Source organism: Curvibacter fontanus, from assembly GCF_054780335.1.
Genome location: NZ_BAAGWN010000005.1, coordinates 83,104 through 101,014, shown reverse-complemented (window position 1 = coordinate 101,014; position 17,911 = coordinate 83,104). Strand labels below are relative to the sequence as shown.

At 67.1% G+C, this 17,911-nt stretch carries 16 protein-coding genes; 7 read left to right on the top strand and 9 right to left on the bottom strand.

All coding sequences use genetic code 11. The features are described from left to right. Positions 1–212: 212 nt before the first annotated feature. The 4 genes from nadA to ACYVH8_RS03475 are packed head-to-tail and all read right to left on the bottom strand — an operon-like array spanning position 213 to position 5,018. Positions 213–1,325, bottom strand: a complete 1,113-nt coding sequence (gene nadA, locus ACYVH8_RS03490) for a quinolinate synthase NadA (RefSeq protein ID WP_460487493.1) — start codon at positions 1,323–1,325, stop codon at positions 213–215. Then, positions 1,325–2,197, bottom strand: a complete 873-nt coding sequence (nadC, locus tag ACYVH8_RS03485; protein WP_460487492.1) for a carboxylating nicotinate-nucleotide diphosphorylase — start codon at positions 2,195–2,197, stop codon at positions 1,325–1,327. Before nadC ends, nadA begins: the two co-directional genes overlap by 1 nt. A 26-nt stretch (positions 2,198–2,223) precedes the next feature. Beyond that, entirely contained in the window at positions 2,224–2,718 is a 495-nt protein-coding gene (locus ACYVH8_RS03480; RefSeq protein ID WP_460487491.1) for a cyanophycin metabolism-associated DUF1854 family protein, read from the bottom strand. Beyond that, complete coding sequence (locus ACYVH8_RS03475) at positions 2,715–5,018, bottom strand: cyanophycin metabolism-associated ABC transporter (RefSeq protein ID WP_460487490.1); 2,304 nt, start codon at positions 5,016–5,018, stop codon at positions 2,715–2,717. Before ACYVH8_RS03475 ends, ACYVH8_RS03480 begins: the two co-directional genes overlap by 4 nt. Positions 5,019–5,168: 150 nt before the next feature. Here ACYVH8_RS03475 and ACYVH8_RS03470 point away from each other — a divergent pair, with 150 nt between their 5' ends. Beyond that, a complete protein-coding gene (locus tag ACYVH8_RS03470; protein ID WP_460487489.1) occupies positions 5,169–7,334 on the top strand; it encodes a cyanophycin synthetase in 2,166 nt (721 codons plus the stop codon). 1 nt (position 7,335) lies between these two features. Then, a complete protein-coding gene (cphA, locus tag ACYVH8_RS03465) occupies positions 7,336–9,909 on the top strand; it encodes a cyanophycin synthetase (protein ID WP_460487488.1) in 2,574 nt (857 codons plus the stop codon). Positions 9,910–10,014: 105 nt separating this feature from the next. Here the strand turns inward: cphA and ACYVH8_RS03460 are convergent, their stop codons facing one another. The 4 genes from ACYVH8_RS03460 to ACYVH8_RS03445 all read right to left on the bottom strand — a co-directional run bounded on the left by ACYVH8_RS03460 (position 10,015) and on the right by ACYVH8_RS03445 (position 12,381). Beyond that, complete coding sequence (locus ACYVH8_RS03460) at positions 10,015–11,028, bottom strand: NAD(P)H-dependent glycerol-3-phosphate dehydrogenase (RefSeq protein ID WP_460487487.1); 1,014 nt, start codon at positions 11,026–11,028, stop codon at positions 10,015–10,017. Positions 11,029–11,064: 36 nt separating this feature from the next. Further along, complete coding sequence (gene secB, locus ACYVH8_RS03455) at positions 11,065–11,511, bottom strand: protein-export chaperone SecB (protein ID WP_460487486.1); 447 nt, start codon at positions 11,509–11,511, stop codon at positions 11,065–11,067. Positions 11,512–11,708: 197 nt separating this feature from the next. Continuing rightward, positions 11,709–11,969, bottom strand: a complete 261-nt coding sequence (grxC, locus tag ACYVH8_RS03450; RefSeq protein WP_460487485.1) for a glutaredoxin 3 — start codon at positions 11,967–11,969, stop codon at positions 11,709–11,711. A 4-nt stretch (positions 11,970–11,973) separates the two neighbouring features. Beyond that, positions 11,974–12,381: a rhodanese-like domain-containing protein gene (locus ACYVH8_RS03445; protein WP_460487484.1), complete on the bottom strand. Its 408-nt coding sequence runs from the start codon at positions 12,379–12,381 to the stop codon at positions 11,974–11,976. Between the two features lie 126 nt (positions 12,382–12,507). Between ACYVH8_RS03445 and gpmA the strand changes: the two genes are divergently transcribed. The 3 genes from gpmA to ACYVH8_RS03430 all read left to right on the top strand — a co-directional run bounded on the left by gpmA (position 12,508) and on the right by ACYVH8_RS03430 (position 15,676). Continuing rightward, positions 12,508–13,251 (top strand): 2,3-diphosphoglycerate-dependent phosphoglycerate mutase, encoded by a 744-nt coding sequence (gene gpmA, locus ACYVH8_RS03440; protein ID WP_460487483.1) that lies wholly within the window; start codon positions 12,508–12,510, stop codon positions 13,249–13,251. A 100-nt stretch (positions 13,252–13,351) separates the two neighbouring features. Further along, a complete protein-coding gene (locus tag ACYVH8_RS03435; RefSeq protein ID WP_460487482.1) occupies positions 13,352–14,788 on the top strand; it encodes a S41 family peptidase in 1,437 nt (478 codons plus the stop codon). 132 nt (positions 14,789–14,920) lie between these two features. Next, positions 14,921–15,676 (top strand): HesA/MoeB/ThiF family protein, encoded by a 756-nt coding sequence (locus tag ACYVH8_RS03430; RefSeq protein WP_460487481.1) that lies wholly within the window; start codon positions 14,921–14,923, stop codon positions 15,674–15,676. Between the two features lie 12 nt (positions 15,677–15,688). Here ACYVH8_RS03430 and ACYVH8_RS03425 read toward each other — a convergent pair whose 3' ends face one another. Then, positions 15,689–16,180 carry a thermonuclease family protein gene (locus ACYVH8_RS03425; protein WP_460487480.1) on the bottom strand — a complete coding sequence of 164 codons (492 nt, stop codon included), beginning with the start codon at positions 16,178–16,180 and terminating at the stop codon, positions 15,689–15,691. A 136-nt stretch (positions 16,181–16,316) separates the two neighbouring features. On the opposite strand from ACYVH8_RS03425, the gene ACYVH8_RS03420 reads away from it, so the two are divergent. Then, positions 16,317–17,078, top strand: a complete 762-nt coding sequence (locus tag ACYVH8_RS03420) for a GGDEF domain-containing protein (protein ID WP_460487479.1) — start codon at positions 16,317–16,319, stop codon at positions 17,076–17,078. Next, a complete protein-coding gene (locus tag ACYVH8_RS03415) occupies positions 17,078–17,911 on the top strand; it encodes a MinD/ParA family protein (RefSeq protein ID WP_460487478.1) in 834 nt (277 codons plus the stop codon). Before ACYVH8_RS03420 ends, ACYVH8_RS03415 begins: the two co-directional genes overlap by 1 nt.

Here is a 17,911-nt window from a genome sequence, read left to right as displayed (position 1 = left end):
GTCCCAAGTCCAAGGAATGCGAGGAACAAGATCGGGACTTCGACCCCTTCGACTTTGCTCAGGACAGGCGGCTCAGCCCGAACGGAAGGAAGGGCAAGCAGCGCAAGGCCGCGTAGCCGGCCATTCCAGGGCTCCCGCGGAGCTGGCTTTGCCAGTCCGCTGGTAGCACCCCCTTGAGGGGGAGACGCGGAGCGTCTCGGGGGTGTTTCCTTTCAGGCCGCCCCGATATGGGGCACCAGGCCCGAGACCGGCTGGCCGGCCTTGAGCGCGGCCGTGAAGGCCAGCATGCGGTCGATGGGCAGACGGGCGCGCGGGATCAGCGCCGGGTCCACATGGATCTCGTTGCTGCCGTGTTCCAGCACATGGGCCACGCCGGCCAGGCCGTTCATGGCCATCCAGGGACAGTGGGCGCAGCTCTTGCAGGTGGCGCTGTTGCCGGCGGTGGGCGCTTCGATGAAGGTCTTGCCGGGGTTGAGCGTGCGCAGCTTGTGCATCATGCCCTTGTCGGTGGCGACGATGAAGACGGGCGCGTCGAACTCCTGCGCGGCCTTGAGGATGCCCGAGGTCGAGCCCACGGCATCGGCCAGGGCCACCACGGCGGCCGGTGATTCGGGGTGCACCAGCACCTTGGCCAGGGGGTGTTCCTTCTTGAGTTCTTCCAGCTCGAAGCTCTTGAACTCGTCGTGCACGATGCAGGAGCCGTTCCACATCAGCATGTCGGCCCCGGTCTCGCGCTCGATGTAGCCACCCAGGTGGCGGTCCGGCGCCCAAAGGATCTTGTGGCCTTGGTCCTTGAGTGCCCGCACGATGTCCAGCGCGCAGCTGGAGGTGACCAACCAGTCGGCGCGCGCCTTCACGGCCGCGCTGGTGTTGGCATAGACCACCACGGTGCGGTCGGGATGGGCGTCGCAGAAGGCCGAGAACTCGTCGACAGGACAGCCCAGGTCCAGCGAGCAGGTCGCGTCCAGGTCGGGCATGAGCACGCGCTTGTGCGGCGAGAGGATCTTGGAGGTCTCGCCCATGAAACGCACCCCCGAGACCACCAGGGTCTGGGCCGCGTGGTCGCGCCCGAAACGCGCCATCTCCAGCGAGTCGCTGACGATGCCGCCGGTCTCCTCGGCCAGGTCCTGCAGGTCCGGGTGCACGTAGTAGTGCGAGACCATGACCGCGTTCTTTTCCTTGAGCAGGCGGCGGATTTTGTCTTTCAGCGCCGCACGCTCGGAGGGTGTGGGCTCGACGGGCACACGCGCCCAGGCGTGATGCGTGGAGCAGGCCGCGCCTTCGGGCTGTTCGTATTCGACGTCGATGACTTGGGTCGCGCTCATCACAGCTCCGTAAACCGCATGGAGAAATCAACGGCCTTCACATCCTTGGTCAGGGCCCCGATGGAGATGCGGTCCACACCCGTGGCGGCAATCTCGCGCACCGTGCCCATGTTCACGCCGCCCGAGACTTCCAGGATGGCGCGCCCGGCGTTCAGGCGCACGGCCTCGCGCATCATCTCCAGGCTCATATTGTCGAGCAGCACCATGGTGGCACCGGCCTGTAGGGCTTCTCGGAGCTGATCGAGTGTCTCGACTTCGATCTCGACGAACTTGGCCGTGGGCGCCACGGCGGCGGCGCGCTGCAGCACGGCCGTCACGCCCCCGGCGGCAGCGATGTGGTTTTCCTTGATCAGCACGGCGTCGTACAGACCGATGCGGTGGTTGAAGCCCCCGCCGCAGTGCACCGCGTACTTCTGCGCCAGGCGCAGGCCCGGCAGGGTCTTGCGCGTGTCCACGATCTGCGCGCGGTTGCCCGGCACGGACTGTACGGCCGCCACATACACCGCCGTCTGCGTGGCCACGGCACTGAGCAATTGCAGGAAGTTGAGCACCGTCCGCTCGGCGGTGAGCAGGCCACGCGCCGGGCCGCCGAGTTCCAGCACCACCTGATCAACGGCGCAACGCTGGCCGTCGCGCACATGCCAAGTCACGCGGGCTTCAGGTACCGCCTGCTGCAAGGTGGCCTCCACCCAGGCCCCACCGCAGATCACGGCCGCTTCGCGCGCCAGGATGCGCGCATGGGCCTGGCGCGACGGGTCGATCAGGCCGGCGGTCAGGTCGCCACCGCCCACGTCTTCCTGCAGGGCGCGGGCCACGTCGGCCTGGGCCGACTGGCGCAGCGCCGCATCGGAAAAGTCAAAAACAGGTTTCATGGTCAGCAAGGCCGGATGAAAGCGGCCTACTTGAAGCGATCGAGCAGGCGGCGGCTCTCGCGGTCCAGCGCCGCCATGTCGCGGATCAGGAACTGGATGCCGTGCGAGTCGGTCACCAGCAGGGTGTTGCCCGCCAGGCGGCGGATGTCCTCGTCGCCCTTGAGCACGAAGGCCGTATCGCCGCGGTCGGTGCGCACCTGCCAGGTGCTGGGCGTGGAAAAACTGCTGACGCCCAGGATGGCGCGGATCTCGGGCATGAACTCGCGCTCGGCCAGCGCCGCGCGGATCAGGCCCTGGGCCGGCTCGGGCACACGGGCCAGTTCGTCGACCCAGGCCACCTCGTGGCCGTCGGCATCGAGCAGGGAGATGTCGCGCTCGGGCGCCTGGATGGGAAAGGCGCGCACCGGCACCACGCCCGTGCGGACCTGGCCATCGACCAGGGTCAGAACCAGCTTGCCGTAGGCATTGCGCTTCAGGGTCGCCGCCGTCTGGGTCAGGTTCAGGAGGGGGCGCGGGTTCATTTGGCGTCGTCCTTGCGTTCCGGGCTCACATCGTTTTCAGCGTCGTCCATGTCGGTGTCGACGTTGCGGGCCTGGGCCTGGTAGAGGTTGTAGTAGGCCCCCTGGCGCACCATCAGTTCGTCGTGTGTGCCCTCCTCCACCACCTGGCCGCGGTCCAGCACCACCAGCCGGTCGGCGCGCTGCAGGGTGGAGAGGCGGTGGGCGATGGCGATGGTGGTACGGCCCTGCACCAGGTTGTCCAGGGCCTTCTGGATTTCTTTCTCGGTCTCGGAGTCCACCGAGGCCGTGGCCTCGTCGAGGATTAGGATGCGCGGGTCGATCAGCAGCGCGCGCGCGATCGAGATGCGCTGGCGCTCGCCGCCCGACAGGCCCTGGCCGCGTTCACCGACGATGGAGTCGTAGCCCTGGGGCAGGCGCAGGATGAACTCGTGCGCATGGGCGGCGCGCGCGGCCGCCATGACCTGCTCGCGCGTGGCGTCGGGCTTGCCATAGGCGATGTTCTCGGCAATGGTGCCGAAGAAGAGGAAGGGCTCCTGCAGCACCAGGCCGATGTTGCGGCGGTACTCGGCCACGGGCAGCGAGCGGATGTCCACGCCGTCGATGCGGATCGAACCCTCGGTCACGTCGTAGAAACGGCAGATCAGGTTGACCAGGGTGCTCTTGCCCGAGCCGCTGTGGCCGACCAGGCCCACCATCTGGCCCGGTTCGATGGTGATGTTGATGCCGCGGTTGACTTCACGGTTGCCGTAGCGGAAACCCACGTCGCGCACCTCGATACGGCCCTGTACCCGATCCAGGTGCACCGGCTGCACCGGCTCGGGCACGCTGGAGACGTGGTCCAGGATGTCGAAGATGCGCTTGGTGGCCGAGGCCGAGTGTTCGGTCCAGGAGACGATGCGGCTCATGGAGTCCAGCCGGCCATAGAAGCGGCTGATGTAGGCGATGAAGGCCGTGAGCACGCCCACCGAGGTCTCGCCTCGGGCCACCAGCCAGACGCCCACGCCCCAGACCACCAGCAGACCGACCTCGGTCAGGAAGGAGATGCTCGGCGCGAACAGGGACCAGATCTTGTTGATGCGGTCGTTGACCAGCAGGTTCTGGCGGTTGGCCTCGTGGAAACGGGCCGATTCGCGTTTTTCCTGGGCAAAGGCCTTGACCACGCGGATGCCGGGGATGGTGTCGGCCAGCACGCTGGTGACCTCGGACCAGACGCGGTCGATCTTCTCGAAACCGGTCTTGAGGCGGTGCCGCACCGCGTGGATCATCCACATGATGATGGGCAGCGGGATCAGCGTGGCCAGGGCCAGCCAGGGGTTGATGGAGAAGAGGATGGCCGCCGTCATCAAGAGCATGATGAGGTCGGTGAAGAAGTCCAGCAGGTGCAGGGAGAGGAAGACGCAGATGCGGTCGGTCTCGCTGCCGATACGCGCCATCAGGTCGCCCGTGCGCTTGCCGCCGAAGTACTCGAGCGAGAGGCGCATCAGATGGTCGTAGGTGGTGGTGCGCAGGTCGGCGCCGATGCGCTCGGACACCAGGGCCAGGATATAGGTCTTGGCCCAGGTCAGGCCCCAGGCCAGCACAGCCGCCCCCAGCAGACCGCTGAGGTAGAGCACGACCAGCATGGGGTCGACCTGTTTGCCCGTCTCCAATGGCACCAGCACCTCGTCCATCAAGGGCATGGTCAGGTAGGGCGGCACCAGACTGGCCGCCGTGCCCAGCAGGGTCAGCACAAAACCCAGCAGCAGCTGGCCCTTGTAGGGCCGGGCGAAACGCCAGAGGCGCAACAGGGTCCAGGTCGAGGGCGGGGTGTGGATGACCTTGGCGCAGATCGGGCATTCGTCCTGCCCGGGGTCCAGCGGCGCCTTGCAGATCGGGCAGTCATGCCCGACCGGGGCGGGCACGGGCTGGCCGGTGTCCAGGCTGCGCAGCTGGCGGCCCACCTGTTCGGCCAGGCGCACGGCCTGCAGGTTCTGCCCCAGGGTGTAACACCAGTGCGCCAGCCGGCCCTGGCCGTCCAGCAGTTCCAGATGGCCGACGCCGGCATGGTCGTGCTGGCTCAGCTGCAGCCCGCGGTGGTATTCCCAGCTCAACCAGGCGGGCTGCCCCGGGGCACGGGCCAGCAGGCGCCGCTCGGTCGCCACCAGCAGGCCGCGGCCGAACTGCAGCCGGGTGTCGAGGTCAACCTCCAGCACCGCCTGAACGTTCTCCTCAGAGTGCAGTTGCGGACGGATTTCGGCCAGCCATTCCGCCGGAACGTCGCTGAAAGATAATAGAGCTGCTGACGGGGTCACACGAGTCATGGAATCCAGAACCTGGGGTGGGATTTGCTGATGTCGATTGTCCCCGTTTTATGCACGACACCTTGGAGACCAACCGCAGCCTCAGCACGATCTGGCGATGCCAGCGAGCAAGACCATCGCAGGGACAGATCGTTCACCCTGCCTAGCCTCATGACTCAAAAAAACCTTCAAATTCTGCGGGTCAGCCATCTGCGCGGTCCCAACATCTGGACCTACCGTCCGGTCATCGAAGCCTGGCTGGACCTGGGGGAGCTGGAAGACCGGCCTTCCAACGTCATCCCCGGATTTTACGAGCGTTTGACCACCCTGCTGCCCGGCCTGGCCCAGCACCGCTGCGGCATCGGTGAAATCGGCGGTTTCCTGGAACGCCTGCGTGACGGCACCTGGGCCGGCCACATCCTGGAACACGTGGCGCTGGAGCTGCAATCCATGGCCGGCATGGCCACCGGCTTCGGCCAGACACGCAGCACCTCCCGGCGCGGCGTCTACAAGATGGCCTTTCGCACGCGCCAGGAAGAAGTGGGCCGTGCCGCCCTGGAGACCGGGCGCGAACTGCTGCTGGCCGCCATCGAGGACCGGCCCTACGACGTGGCCGCCACCGTGGCCCGCCTGCGCGAGCTCTGCGACCGGCTCTACCTGGGCCCGAGCACGGCGCACATCGTCGAAGCGGCGACCGACCGCCGCATCCCGCACATCCGCCTGAACGAGGGCAATCTGGTGCAGCTGGGCTATGGCGCCCGCCAGCACCGCATCTGGACGGCCGAAACCGACCAGACCAGCGCCATTGCCGAAAGCATCGCCAGCGACAAACAGCTCACCAAGGAACTGCTGCAGTCCTGCGGTGTGCCGGTCCCGGCCGGCGAAGAGGTGGAAAGCCCCGAACAGGCCTGGGACGTGGCGCAGGACATCGGCGTGCCCGTGACCGTCAAGCCCACGGACGCCAACCATGGCCGCGGCGTGTTCACCGACCTGCACACGCGTGAGGAGGTCACCAAGGCCTGGCAGGCTGCGGATGCCGAAGGCAGCGGCGTGCTGGTGGAAAAATATATCGAGGGCGAGGCCCATCGCCTCCTGGTCGTGGGTCGCCAGGTCGTGGCCGCCACACGCGGCAAGAAGCAGACCATCACCGGCGACGGCCATTCCACCGTCCTGCAGTTGATCGACAGCCAGATCAACAACGACCCCCGTTGCGGCGAAGAAGAGGAATTCCCCCTGGAACCCCTGATCCTGGACAAGGAACCCATCGCCCAGCTGGAACTCAGCCGCCAGGGCATGGATGGCAACTCGGTGCCGCCGGCCGGTCAGGTCGTGCTGATCCGTCGCCACGGCGATCTCGCCTACGACGTGACGGATCAGGTGCACCCGCAGGTGGCCGCCGCCGCCGCACTGGCCGCGCGGGTGGTCGGGCTGGACATCGCCGGCATCGACCTGGTCACACCCGACATCTCGCGCCCCCTGGCCGAACAGGGCGGGGCCATCATCGAGGTCAATGCCGGCCCCGGCCTGCTGATGCACCTGAAACCGGCCGAAGGCCAGCCGCGCAATGTGGGCCAGGCCATCGTGGCCCACCTCTTCCCAGGCGCAGACCAGGGCCGCATTTCCATCGTGGGCATCACCGGCACACGCAACACCACCCGCATCGCACGCCTGGTGAACTGGCTGCTGCACATCAACGGCACCCAGGTCGGCCTGGCCTGCCGCGACGGCTTTTTCCTCGGCCCGCGCCAGGTCGAATCCCGCGACTGCTCGGACTGGGCAACCGGCCAGCGCCTGCTGATCAACCGCTCGCTGGAAGCCGCCGTGCTCGAACACAGCCACCGCGCCATCCTGTCCGAAGGCCTGGCCTACGACCGCTGCACGGTGGGCGTGGTCACCGACCTGGACGGATTGGAAGAGCTGGCCGACTTCCACATCGACGACGCCGACAAGCTCTACAACGTGGTGCGCACCCAGGTCGACGTGATCCTGCCCAGCGGCACGGCCGTGCTCAACGCCGCCGATCCGCGTGTGGTCGAGATGGCGGCGCTGTGTGACGGCAAGGTCATCTTCTACGGCCCCGACGCCCAACTCCCGGCGATTGCCCGGCACCGGCAGCAGGGCGAGCGCACGGTGTTCCTGCGCGAGCGCCACATCGTGCTGGCGCAGGGCATGGACGAAGTCAACGAGATCCCGCTGGACACGCTCAACCCGGCCAAGGCCGCCAAACCCGACATGGTGATGGCCGCCGTGGCTGCCGCCTGGGCGCTGGACGTGCGACCCGAGTTGATCGGCGCCGGCCTGCGCACTTTCAAGGCCAACCTCAACCACGACCACTGACATGGAAGTCACACGCATCCGCGCCCTGCGCGGCCCCAATCTGTGGAGCCACCACACCGCCATCGAGGCCGTCGTCCATTGCACGCCGACCGAGTGCGAACTGAGCCCGCGCCAGAACTTCGGCATGCGCCTGCGCACGCGTTTCCCTCAGATCCTGCCGCTGAACCCCACCGGCCATGACGACACGGTGCCCCTGGCCCATGTACTGGAGCTCGCCGCGCTCGGCCTGCAGGCCCAGGCCGGCTGTCCGGTGACCTTCAGCCGCACCACGCCCACGGTAGAACCCGGCGTCTACCAGGTGGTGGTCGAGTATTCCGAAGAGGCCGTCGGCCTCCTGGCGCTGGAACTGGCGCAACTGCTGTGCCGCGCCGCCCTGGAGGACACGCCCTTCGACCTGGCCGCCGCCCTGGGCCAGCTGCGTGAACTCGACGAAGACGTGCGCCTGGGCCCGAGCACCGGCTCCATCGCCGACGCCGCAACAGCGCGCGGCATCCCCTACCGCCGCATGACCTCGGGCAGCATGATCCAGTTCGGCTGGGGCAGCAAGCAGCGCCGCATCCAGGCCGCCGAGATGGATGTGACCAGCGCGATTTCGGAATCCATCGCCCAGGACAAGGAACTGACCAAGAAGCTGCTGGCCAGCGCCGGCGTCCCCGTACCGCTGGGGCGCGAGATCACCTCGGCCGAAGAGGCCTGGGCCGCCGCCGGTGAGATCGGCCTGCCCGTGGTCATCAAGCCCAAGAACGGCAACCAGGGCAAGGGGGTCACGGTCAACATCACCACGCGCGAACAGCTGCTCAAGGCCTACGCAGCCGCCTCCGAATTCGACAACGAGATCCTGGTCGAGCGTTTCCTGCCCGGCAACGATTTCCGCCTGCTGGTGGTGGGCAACAAGCTGGTCGCCGCCGCCCGCCGCGACCCGCCCACGGTGGTGGGCGACGGCGTGCATACCATCCGCGCGCTGGTGGAGCAGGTCAACCAGGACCCGCGCCGCGGCACGGGCCACTCGACTTCGCTGACCAAGATCCGCTTCGACGACATCGCGCTGGCCTGCCTGGCCGGCCAGGGCCTGAACGCCGATTCCGTGCCGGCCAGCGGCCGGCGCGTCTCGCTGCGCCACAACGCCAACCTGTCCACCGGCGGTAGCGCCACCGACGTGACCGACGATGTGCACCCCGAGGTTGCGCACCGCGCCATCATCGCCGCCAAGATGGTGGGGCTGGACATCTGCGGCGTGGACATGGTCTGCGACAACATCCTGCAGCCGCTGGAAGAAACCGGCGGCGGTGTGGTCGAGGTCAATGCCGCGCCTGGCCTGCGCATGCATCTCTCGCCCTCCTACGGCAAGGGCAGGGCGGTGGGCGAGGCCATCATCTCCACCATGTTCGGCGAGCAGGACAACGGCCGCATCCCCCTGGTGGCCGTGACCGGCACCAACGGCAAGACCACCACCGTGCGCCTGATCGCCCATCTGCTCACGCAGAACAAGCTGTGCGTGGGCATGACCAGCACCGACGGCGTCTACGTCGGTGGCGAGCGCATCGATACCGGCGACTGCAGCGGGCCCAAGAGCGCGCGCAATGTGCTGCAGCACCCCGATGTGGACGCCGCCGTGCTGGAGACCGCGCGCGGTGGCATGCTGCGCGAAGGCCTGGCCTTCGACCGCTGCGACGTGGCGGTGGTCACCAATGTGGGCAGCGGCGACCATCTGGGCCTGAACTTCATCACCACGGTGCAAGACCTGGCGGTGCTCAAGCGCGTGATCGTGCAGAACATCTCGGACCGGGGCACCGCCGTGCTGAACGCGGCCGACCCCATCGTGGCGGCCATGGCCAACCAGTGCCGCAGCGGCCTGATCACCTACTTCGCCGCCGACCGGCACAACCCCGTCATGGCCACCCACCTGGCGCAGGGCAAACGCGCGGTGTATGTCGAAGACGGCCATCTGGTGGCCGCCGAAGGCAAGGTCCTGCACCGCCTGCCCTTGGCCGCCGTGCCGCTCACCCTGGGCGGCACCATCGGTTTCCAGGTCGAGAACGTCATGGCCTCCGTAGGTGCCGTCTGGGCCCTGGGCCTGGACTGGGAACTCGTCCGCCAGGGCCTGGCCAGCTTCGACAACGACAGCAACAATGCCCAGGGCCGCTTCAACCTGTTCCGCTACAAGGGCGCCACGGTGATCGCCGACTACGGCCACAACCCCGACGCCATGCTGGCCCTGGTGCAGGCCGTGGGGGCCATGCCGGCCCAGCGCCGTTCGGTTGTCATCAGCGGCGCTGGCGACCGGCGCGACGAGGACATCCGCGAGCAGACCCGCATCCTGGGCGATGCCTTCGACCAGATCGTGCTGTTCGAGGACGCCTGCCAGCGCGGCCGTGCCGACGGCGAGGTACTGGCCCTGCTGCGCTCGGGTCTGTCCGAAGCCAAGCGCACGCGCGACGTGCACGAGATCCGCGGTGAGTTCCTGGCCATCGACACGGCCATGGACAAACTGGGCGAGGGTGATCTGTGCCTGATCCTGGTGGACCAGGTGGAAGAAGCGATCGCGCACATCAACAAGCGCATAACGAAAGGCTGACCCCCAGGCTGCGCGCCACGTTGTGGCGCTACGCCACCCTCCTTGCAGGGGGCAACGCCAGTGGCCCGGCAAAGCAGGTGCCACGGCGTTCCGCGATGGGAGCTGTCAGGTTTCTTGTGTCGGGTCGCGGCCCATGAGGGCTGCCACGGCCTGCTCCGGCCGCATACGGCCGTCGAGCAAGGCCACCACGCCTTGGGAAATCGGCATCTCCACGCCCAGGCTTTGCGCACGTTGCACCACGGTGCGGGCGCAGTAGACGCCCTCGGCCACGTGGCCCAGCGAGGCCACGGCCTGCGCCAGCGTCTGCCCCTGGGCCAGCAGCAGTCCGACCTTGCGGTTGCGGCTGAGGTCGCCTGTTGCCGTGAGCACCAGGTCGCCCAGCCCCGAGAGCCCCATGAAGGTCTCGGCGCGCGCCCCCAGCGCCAGGCCCAGGCGGGTCATCTCGGCCAGGCCGCGCGTGATCAGGGCGGCCCGGGCATTGAGGCCCAGGCCCAGGCCATCGCACAGGCCGGTGGCGATGGCCAGCACGTTTTTCACTGCGCCGCCGACCTCGACACCAACGATGTCCTCGTTGTCATAAACGCGCAGGGTCGGGCTGTGGAAGGCCTGGACCAGGCGCTCGCGCACGGCGGCGTGGCGACTGGCCGCCACCAGGGCGGTGGGCTGGCCGCGCGCCACCTCCTGCGCGAAACTGGGGCCGCTCAACACACCAGCCCGCAAGCCGGGCGCCAGTTGGGCCTGGATTTCATGGGCCAGCAGGCCGTGGCGCCCCTGATCGGCCGGCTCGAAACCCTTGCACAGCCAGGCCACGGCCTGATCGAAGCCGGCCAGCTCTTGCAGCACGCCACGCAAACCCGCCATGGGGGTGCCGACCACCACCAGATCCTGCCCTTGCGCCAGGGCAGCCAGCCCTCGGGCCGGGCCATCGACCACGCGCAGGGAAACCGGCAGGGGCAGATCGGGCAGGTAGCGGGCATTGAGACGCGTCGCGCGCATGGCTGCGGCCTGCACTGCGTCGCGCGCCCACAGCGTGACCTCGTGGCGAAGCTGCGGGTTCTGGCTGGCGCTCATGGCCAGCGCCGTCCCCCAGGCGCCGGCACCAAGCACGAGGATCTTCATGGTCAGTGGGCTCTGTCGCCGGTGTCGGAACGGGCCTTACTGGACCTTGATGCCCTGCGCCTGCTGCTGTTGCTGCTCGTACATGGACTGGAAATTGATTTCCTGCAGGTGCACGGGCGGGAAGCCGGCGCGCTGCACGATGTCGGCCACATTGCCACGCAGGTAGGGGAAAACGATCTGCGGGCAGACCACGCCGACGATGGGGCCCATCTGTTCTTCGCTCAGGTTGCGGATCTCGAAGATGCCGGCCTGCCTGGCCTCGACCAGGAACACGGTCTTGTCGGCGATCTGGGTATGCACGGTGGCCGTCACGGAGACCTCGTAGACGCCTTCGGCCACCGGCTGGGCCTCGACGCCCAACTGGATGTCCACCGAGGGCTGCTCGCCCTGCAGCAGAATGGCCGGCGAATTGGGCTGCTCCAGCGAGGCCTCCTTGAGGTAGACGCGCTGGATCTGGAAAACGGGTTCTTGCTGGTCGGCCATGGACTTGCCTTGAGGGGAAGTGGGTCAAAAAAACTGAGCCCGCCCGGAAAACACCGAGCGGGCCCGCGATCGGATCGGCCCGATTATCTCAGGCCGTGGAATGGCCCCCACGCTCCCGCACTTCGTTCGGTCGCTGCCCCCAAAGGGGGCCGTCGTCGCCTTGGGTCGGCCCGGCGGCGACGGGGCTCGTCGCAGCCTCAGGCCGCCTGCAGCAGCGGGGCCAGCCCGCCCTGGGCGTCCAGGGCGATCAGGTCGTCATGACCGCCCACGTGGGTGGAGCCTATGAAGATCTGCGGCACGGTGCGTCGGCCGGTGACGGCCATCATCTGCTCACGCGCCTGGGGATCGGCGTCGACACGGACTTCCTCGATCTGCTCCACCCCCTTGGACTTGAGGAACTGCTTGGCGCGCATGCAATAGGGGCAGACCGCCGTGGTGTACATCTTTACTGCCGGCATGGCTTCAGCCCTTCTCGACCGGCATGCTGGCAGCGCGCCAGGCGGCCAGGCCACCGCCCAGGGACTGCGCCTGGGTAAAGCCCAGGCCCTTGGCGATGCGCGCGGCACTGCTGGAGCGCCCGCCGCTCTGGCAGACGAAAATCACCGGCAGCTCCTTGTTTTTCACCACAGCAGGCAACTGGCTGGCCAGCTGGGCCAGGGGAATGTTCTTGGCGCCGTTGACGTGGCCGGCGGCGTATTCCGTGGCTTCGCAGACATCGATCACCACGGCTTTTTCGCGGTTGATCAGTTGCACGGCGGCGCCCGGGGTCAGGGAACCGCCGGCGGCGCCCTTGATGGCCGGCCAGGCCAGCAGCAGGCCGGAACTGAGGCAAACCAGGATCAGAGACCAGTTGTCGAGGATGAATTTCACAATATTCCTTGTAGAAGTCTGCAGGAGCAAAGCCGTGATTTTAAAATGACGGGTTGATTGCTGCTGGCCAGGCTCGTTTTGACCCTGGTCGCCCCATCCCTAACCACCCTGTCCCGCCCTACCCTCATGTACAAACTCGTGCTCATCCGCCACGGCGAATCGACCTGGAACCTGGAAAACCGCTTCACCGGCTGGACCGATGTCGACCTGACCCCCACCGGCGTCTCCCAGGCCATGTCGGCCGGCAGGCTGCTCAAGGCCGAGGGTTACGACTTCGACGCGGCCTACACCAGCGTGCTCAAGCGCGCCATCCACACCCTCTGGTACTGCCTGGACGAGATGGACCGCACCTGGCTGCCGGTCGTCAAGAGCTGGCGCCTGAACGAGCGCCACTATGGCGCCCTGCAGGGCCTGAACAAGGCTGACATGGCCAAGCAATACGGGGACGAGCAGGTGCTGGTCTGGCGCCGCAGCTACGACACCCCGCCCCCGGCGCTGGAGCCGACCGACGCCCGTAGTGAACGCGCCGACCGCCGGTATGCCAGCCTGCAAGCCGACCAGATTCCCCTGACCGAGTGCCTGAAGGACACCGTGGCCCGGGTGCTGCCCTTCTGGAACGAGGCCCTGGCCCCGGCCATCCGGTCGGGCCAGCGGGTGGTCGTGGCCGCCCACGGCAACTCCATCCGGGCCCTGGTCAAGTACCTGGACGGCATTTCCGACCAGGCCATCGTGGGCCTGAACATCCCCAACGGCATCCCCCTGGTCTACGAGCTCGACGCCGAGCTCAAGCCCATCCGCCACTACTACCTGGGCGACGCCGAAGCCGCCGCCCGGGCCGCGGCGGCCGTGGCCAGCCAGTGCCAAGCCTGAAACCGGGCCGGCAACGGCCCAACAATTTGTCACCAGCCGCCGGAACCCTGGCGGCGATTTCGCTTCCAAACGTGTATATTGAAGCGACGAGGATCTATCCATGGGTCAGAAACTGAAAATCGCCGGCTGGATTTCGCTGGGCGTGCTCGCCGGCGCGCTCACCACCGTCTCCTTGCAGACCGTGGCACGCAATGCCGTGGCGCCGCTGCCGCTGGAAGAGCTGCAGCAACTGGCTGCCGTCTTCGGCATGATCAAGACCGACTATGTCGAACCGGTGGACGAGAAAAAACTCATCACCGACGCCATCTCGGGCATGGTCTCCAGCCTGGACCCGCATTCCCAGTACTTCGACAAGAAGTCCTACAAGGAATTCCGCGAGGGCACGGCCGGGCGTTTTGTCGGCGTGGGCATCGAGATCACACAGGAGGACGGCCTGGTCAAGGTCGTCTCGCCCATCGAGGGCTCGCCCGCCTACCGCGCCGGTCTCAAGACCAATGACCTGATCACCCGCATCGACGATACCGCCGTCAAGGGCCTGACGCTCAACGAAGCCGTCAAGCGCATGCGCGGTGAACCCAACACCAAGGTCATGCTGACCATCTTCCGCAAGGACGAGAACCGCTCCTTCCCCGTCACCATCACGCGCGAGGAAATCAAGACCCAGTCGGTCAAGGCCAAGGTCATCGAACCCGGCTACGCCTGGATCCGCCTGAGCCAGTTCCAGGAACGCACGGTGGACGATTTCGCGCGCAAGATCGACGAGATCTACAAGCAGGAACCCGCGCTCAAGGGCCTGGTGCTGGACCTGCGCAACGACCCGGGCGGCCTGCTCGACGCCGCCGTGGCCATCTCGGCCGCCTTCCTGCCCGAAAACGTGACCGTGGTCTCGACCAACGGCCAGCTCGCCGAAAGCAAGTACACCTTCAAGGCCGCCCCCGAGTTCTACCAGCGCCGTGGCAACAGCGACCCGCTCAAGCGCCTGCCGGCCACCCTCAAGAAGGTGCCGCTGGTGGTCCTGGTCAACGAAGGCTCGGCCTCGGCCAGCGAGATCGTGGCCGGCGCCCTGCAGGACCACAAACGCGCCACCATCATGGGCAGCCAGACCTTCGGCAAGGGCTCGGTGCAGACCGTGCGTCCGCTGGGTCCCGACACCGGCCTGAAGATCACCACGGCGCGTTATTACACGCCCTCGGGCCGCTCCATCCAGGCCAAGGGCATCCTGCCCGACGTCATGGTTGATGAAACCGCCGAAGGCAATGTCTTTTCCGTGCTGCGCACCCGCGAAGCCGACCTCGACAAGCACCTGAGCAGCGGCCAGGGCGCCGAACAGAAGGACGAAGCGCGCGAGAAAGCACGTGACGCAGCCCTCAAGAAGCTGGAAGACGAGGCCAAGAAACCGGTGGCCGAACGCAAGCTGCCGGAATTCGGAACCGACAAGGACTTCCAGCTGATGCAGGCGCTCAACCAGCTCAAGGGCCAGCCGGTCCTGGTCAGCAAGACCCAGACCGAGCGCAAGGAAGAACAAAAAGAAAACTGACCCCCAGGCTACGCGCACTGCGTGTCGCTCCGCCACCCCCCTTCCAGGGGGCGCCGGCGGCGGCCCGGCAAAGCCGGTTCCGCGGCGCCCTCGATCAAACCCGCTCCCGATGAAGCGCCCTGACTTAGCACCATGAACGATGACCAGTTGCTGCGTTACTCGCGGCACATCCTGCTGGATGAAATCGGGATTGAAGGCCAACAGCGCCTCCTCGACAGCCACGCCCTGATCATCGGCGCCGGCGGCCTGGGCTCACCGGTCGCGCTTTACCTCGGTTCCGCCGGCGTGGGCCAGCTCACCGTGGTCGACCACGACACGGTCGACGTCACCAACCTGCAGCGCCAGATCGCCCACAGCATGGCGCGTGTGGGCAGCCCCAAGGTCGACTCCATCCGTCAGGCCGTGGCCGCTCTCAACCCCGAGGTGCAGGTCCACACCGTGGCGCAACGCGCCGATGCGGCCCTGCTGGACACGCTGGTGGCCCGTGTCGACGTGGTGCTGGACTGCAGCGACAACTTCCGCACCCGCCAGGCCGTCAATGCGGCCTGCGTGCAACAAGGCAAACCCCTGGTCTCGGGCGCAGCCATCCGTTTTGATGGCCAGCTGGCCGTCTACGACCCGCGCAGCGCCGACTCACCCTGCTATGCCTGCGTGTTCGACCCGCAGGAAAGCTTCGAGGAAACCCTGTGCTCCACCCTCGGCGTGTTTGCGCCGCTGGTGGGCATCATCGGCACCCTGCAGGCCGCTGAAGCGCTCAAGCTGCTGTCCGGAGCAGGCGCCCCACTGAGGGGCCGCCTGCTCATGCTTGACGGCCGGCACATGACCTTCAACGAAGTCCGTATCCCGCGCAACCCGGCCTGTACGGTGTGCGGCCAAGCCGCCCATTGAACCCGGCCTGCCTCAATGGCAGGGACCGTGCCGGCGACGGAATTCACGCGGCAATTCGGCACGTGCCTGACGAAACAGTCCCAGACGATGGGCCCGGGCCTCAGACTCCTGCTGGACATAGGGCCCGGTCTGGGTCCGGTAGCGGTAGGACCAGGCATGCCCCCGGCTGACCAGCCAGGCCCCCACATCCTGCCCGTGCAAACGCACACGCGCCAGGGCGCGGCCATAGTCGTCGTGCCGACGCACGCGTAGCTGCACCCTCTGCCCCAGCACATGCGCCACCAGTGCAGCGCGCGCCGTCTCCCCATGGGCCTGGCACAGCTCGGGCGCGTCGATGCCATCGATGCGCACCGCACGAGGCGCGCCACCCTGCTGCGGCCGCACCCACAGCGTGTCGCCATCGCTCACATGGGTCACCGTGCCTGTCCAGCTCGACGTCAAAGCCTGCGCAGCCGCCGGGACCAGCAGACCCAGCAACAGCAGCAGCCCGCAGGCCCGCTTCATACCCTGCACTTTCTCATTCCCTGTCTCCGTGACCAGTCTCACGAAGCCCTGATTTAATGGAGGTAGCCGGCCAAATCTGGCCTCTATCACCACAGGGCTCCTGTTAGACTTTGATGGTAATTGATGGACACCTCCTGTGAGCTCCGCTGTCACCCCCCCGCTTGACGTGCATGCGCTGCGTCTGGACGATGCGCGCGCGCTGCTCCAGCACGACGGCGCCGAGTTGCCGGCGCCCGGTGACGGACCGGCCGCCTATCTGCAGCACATCATCGATGGCCTGTGTGAACTCTCCCTGCGCGACCCGCTGACAGGTTTGGCCAACCGGCGCCATTTCCGCGCTGTGCTCTCGCGCGAGATCGAGATCGTGGCGCGCTCGGGCAACTCGGCCCTGCTGCTGCTGCTGGACATCGACCATTTCAAGAAAGTGAATGACACGCACGGCCATCTGGCCGGTGACAAGGTCCTGCAAGCCGTGGCACGCTGCATCGCCGCTTGTGTGCGCCCGCAGGACACCGTGGCACGTTACGGCGGCGAGGAATTCGCCATCGTCATGCCCGACTGCCAGGCCGCTTACGGCGAGACCGTGGCCGAACGCATCCGCCAATCGATTGCTGCCCTGTCCATCCCGGTGAGCCCGCGGCTCCATCTGCAAATCACCACCAGTGTGGGCGGCGCTTTCGCGCCGGTCTGGGTCCGCTCCACCGCCGACCTGTGGATTGAGCGCGCCGATACCCAGCTTTACCTGGCCAAGACCCAGGGCCGCAACCGGGTGTGCATCGACCACCAGCAGGTCATTTCCGTGAGTCCGGAAGAAAAAAGTCTGCTGTTCGGTAATCTGGCCCTGTCCGATTCCGTCTGGGGTGACCTGACCGACAGCAATACGCAGAGGTTCAGCTGATGAGTGACGAACTGACGACCGATCAGGACAAGCCGGCACCGCCCGTGCCCCTCAAGCCCCTGGGCAAGGTGCTCGCCATCACCAGCGGCAAGGGCGGCGTGGGCAAGACCTTCGTCTCGGCCAACCTGGCTGCCACCTTGGCCCGCCGTGGCCTGCGCGTGCTGGTGCTCGATGCCGACCTCGGCCTCGCCAATCTGGACGTTGTACTCAACCTCTATCCCAAGACCACGCTGCACGACGTCTTCACCGGCAAGGCCAAGCTGGATGAAGCCATCATCAAGGCGCCGGGCGGATTCTCGGTGCTGCTGGCCGGTTCCGGCATGGTCGAGTACTCGCGCCTCACGCCCGAGGTGCGCGACGAATTCCTGCGTGTGATGGAAAGTCTCGTGCCGCGTTTCGACGTGGTGCTGCTCGACACTGGCGCCGGCATCTCCGATGTGGTGCTGTTCGCCGTCTCGCTGGCCTCCGAGGTGCTGCTGGTGGTGACCCCGGAACCGACCTCACTGACCGACGCCTACGCCACCATCAAGGTGCTGGTGGGCCAGCAGAAACGCCAGAACATCCGCATGATCGTCAACCAGACGACCCGCCCGGGTGACGGGCGTGCCATCACGGTGCAGTTGCAGCAGGTGGTGGACCGCTTCGTGCCGGGCGAGCCGGGCAAGCCGGTCAAGCTGATCCATGTGGGTGATATTCCCGTCGACGCCTCGGTCCGCCAGGCCATCATGCGCCGGCAACTGCTCATGCAGGTCACGCCGGGCTGCCCGGCCGGACTCGCCCTGGTCCAGCTGGCCGGCAAGATCGAAGACACGGTCATCCCCAAAAACAGCTGA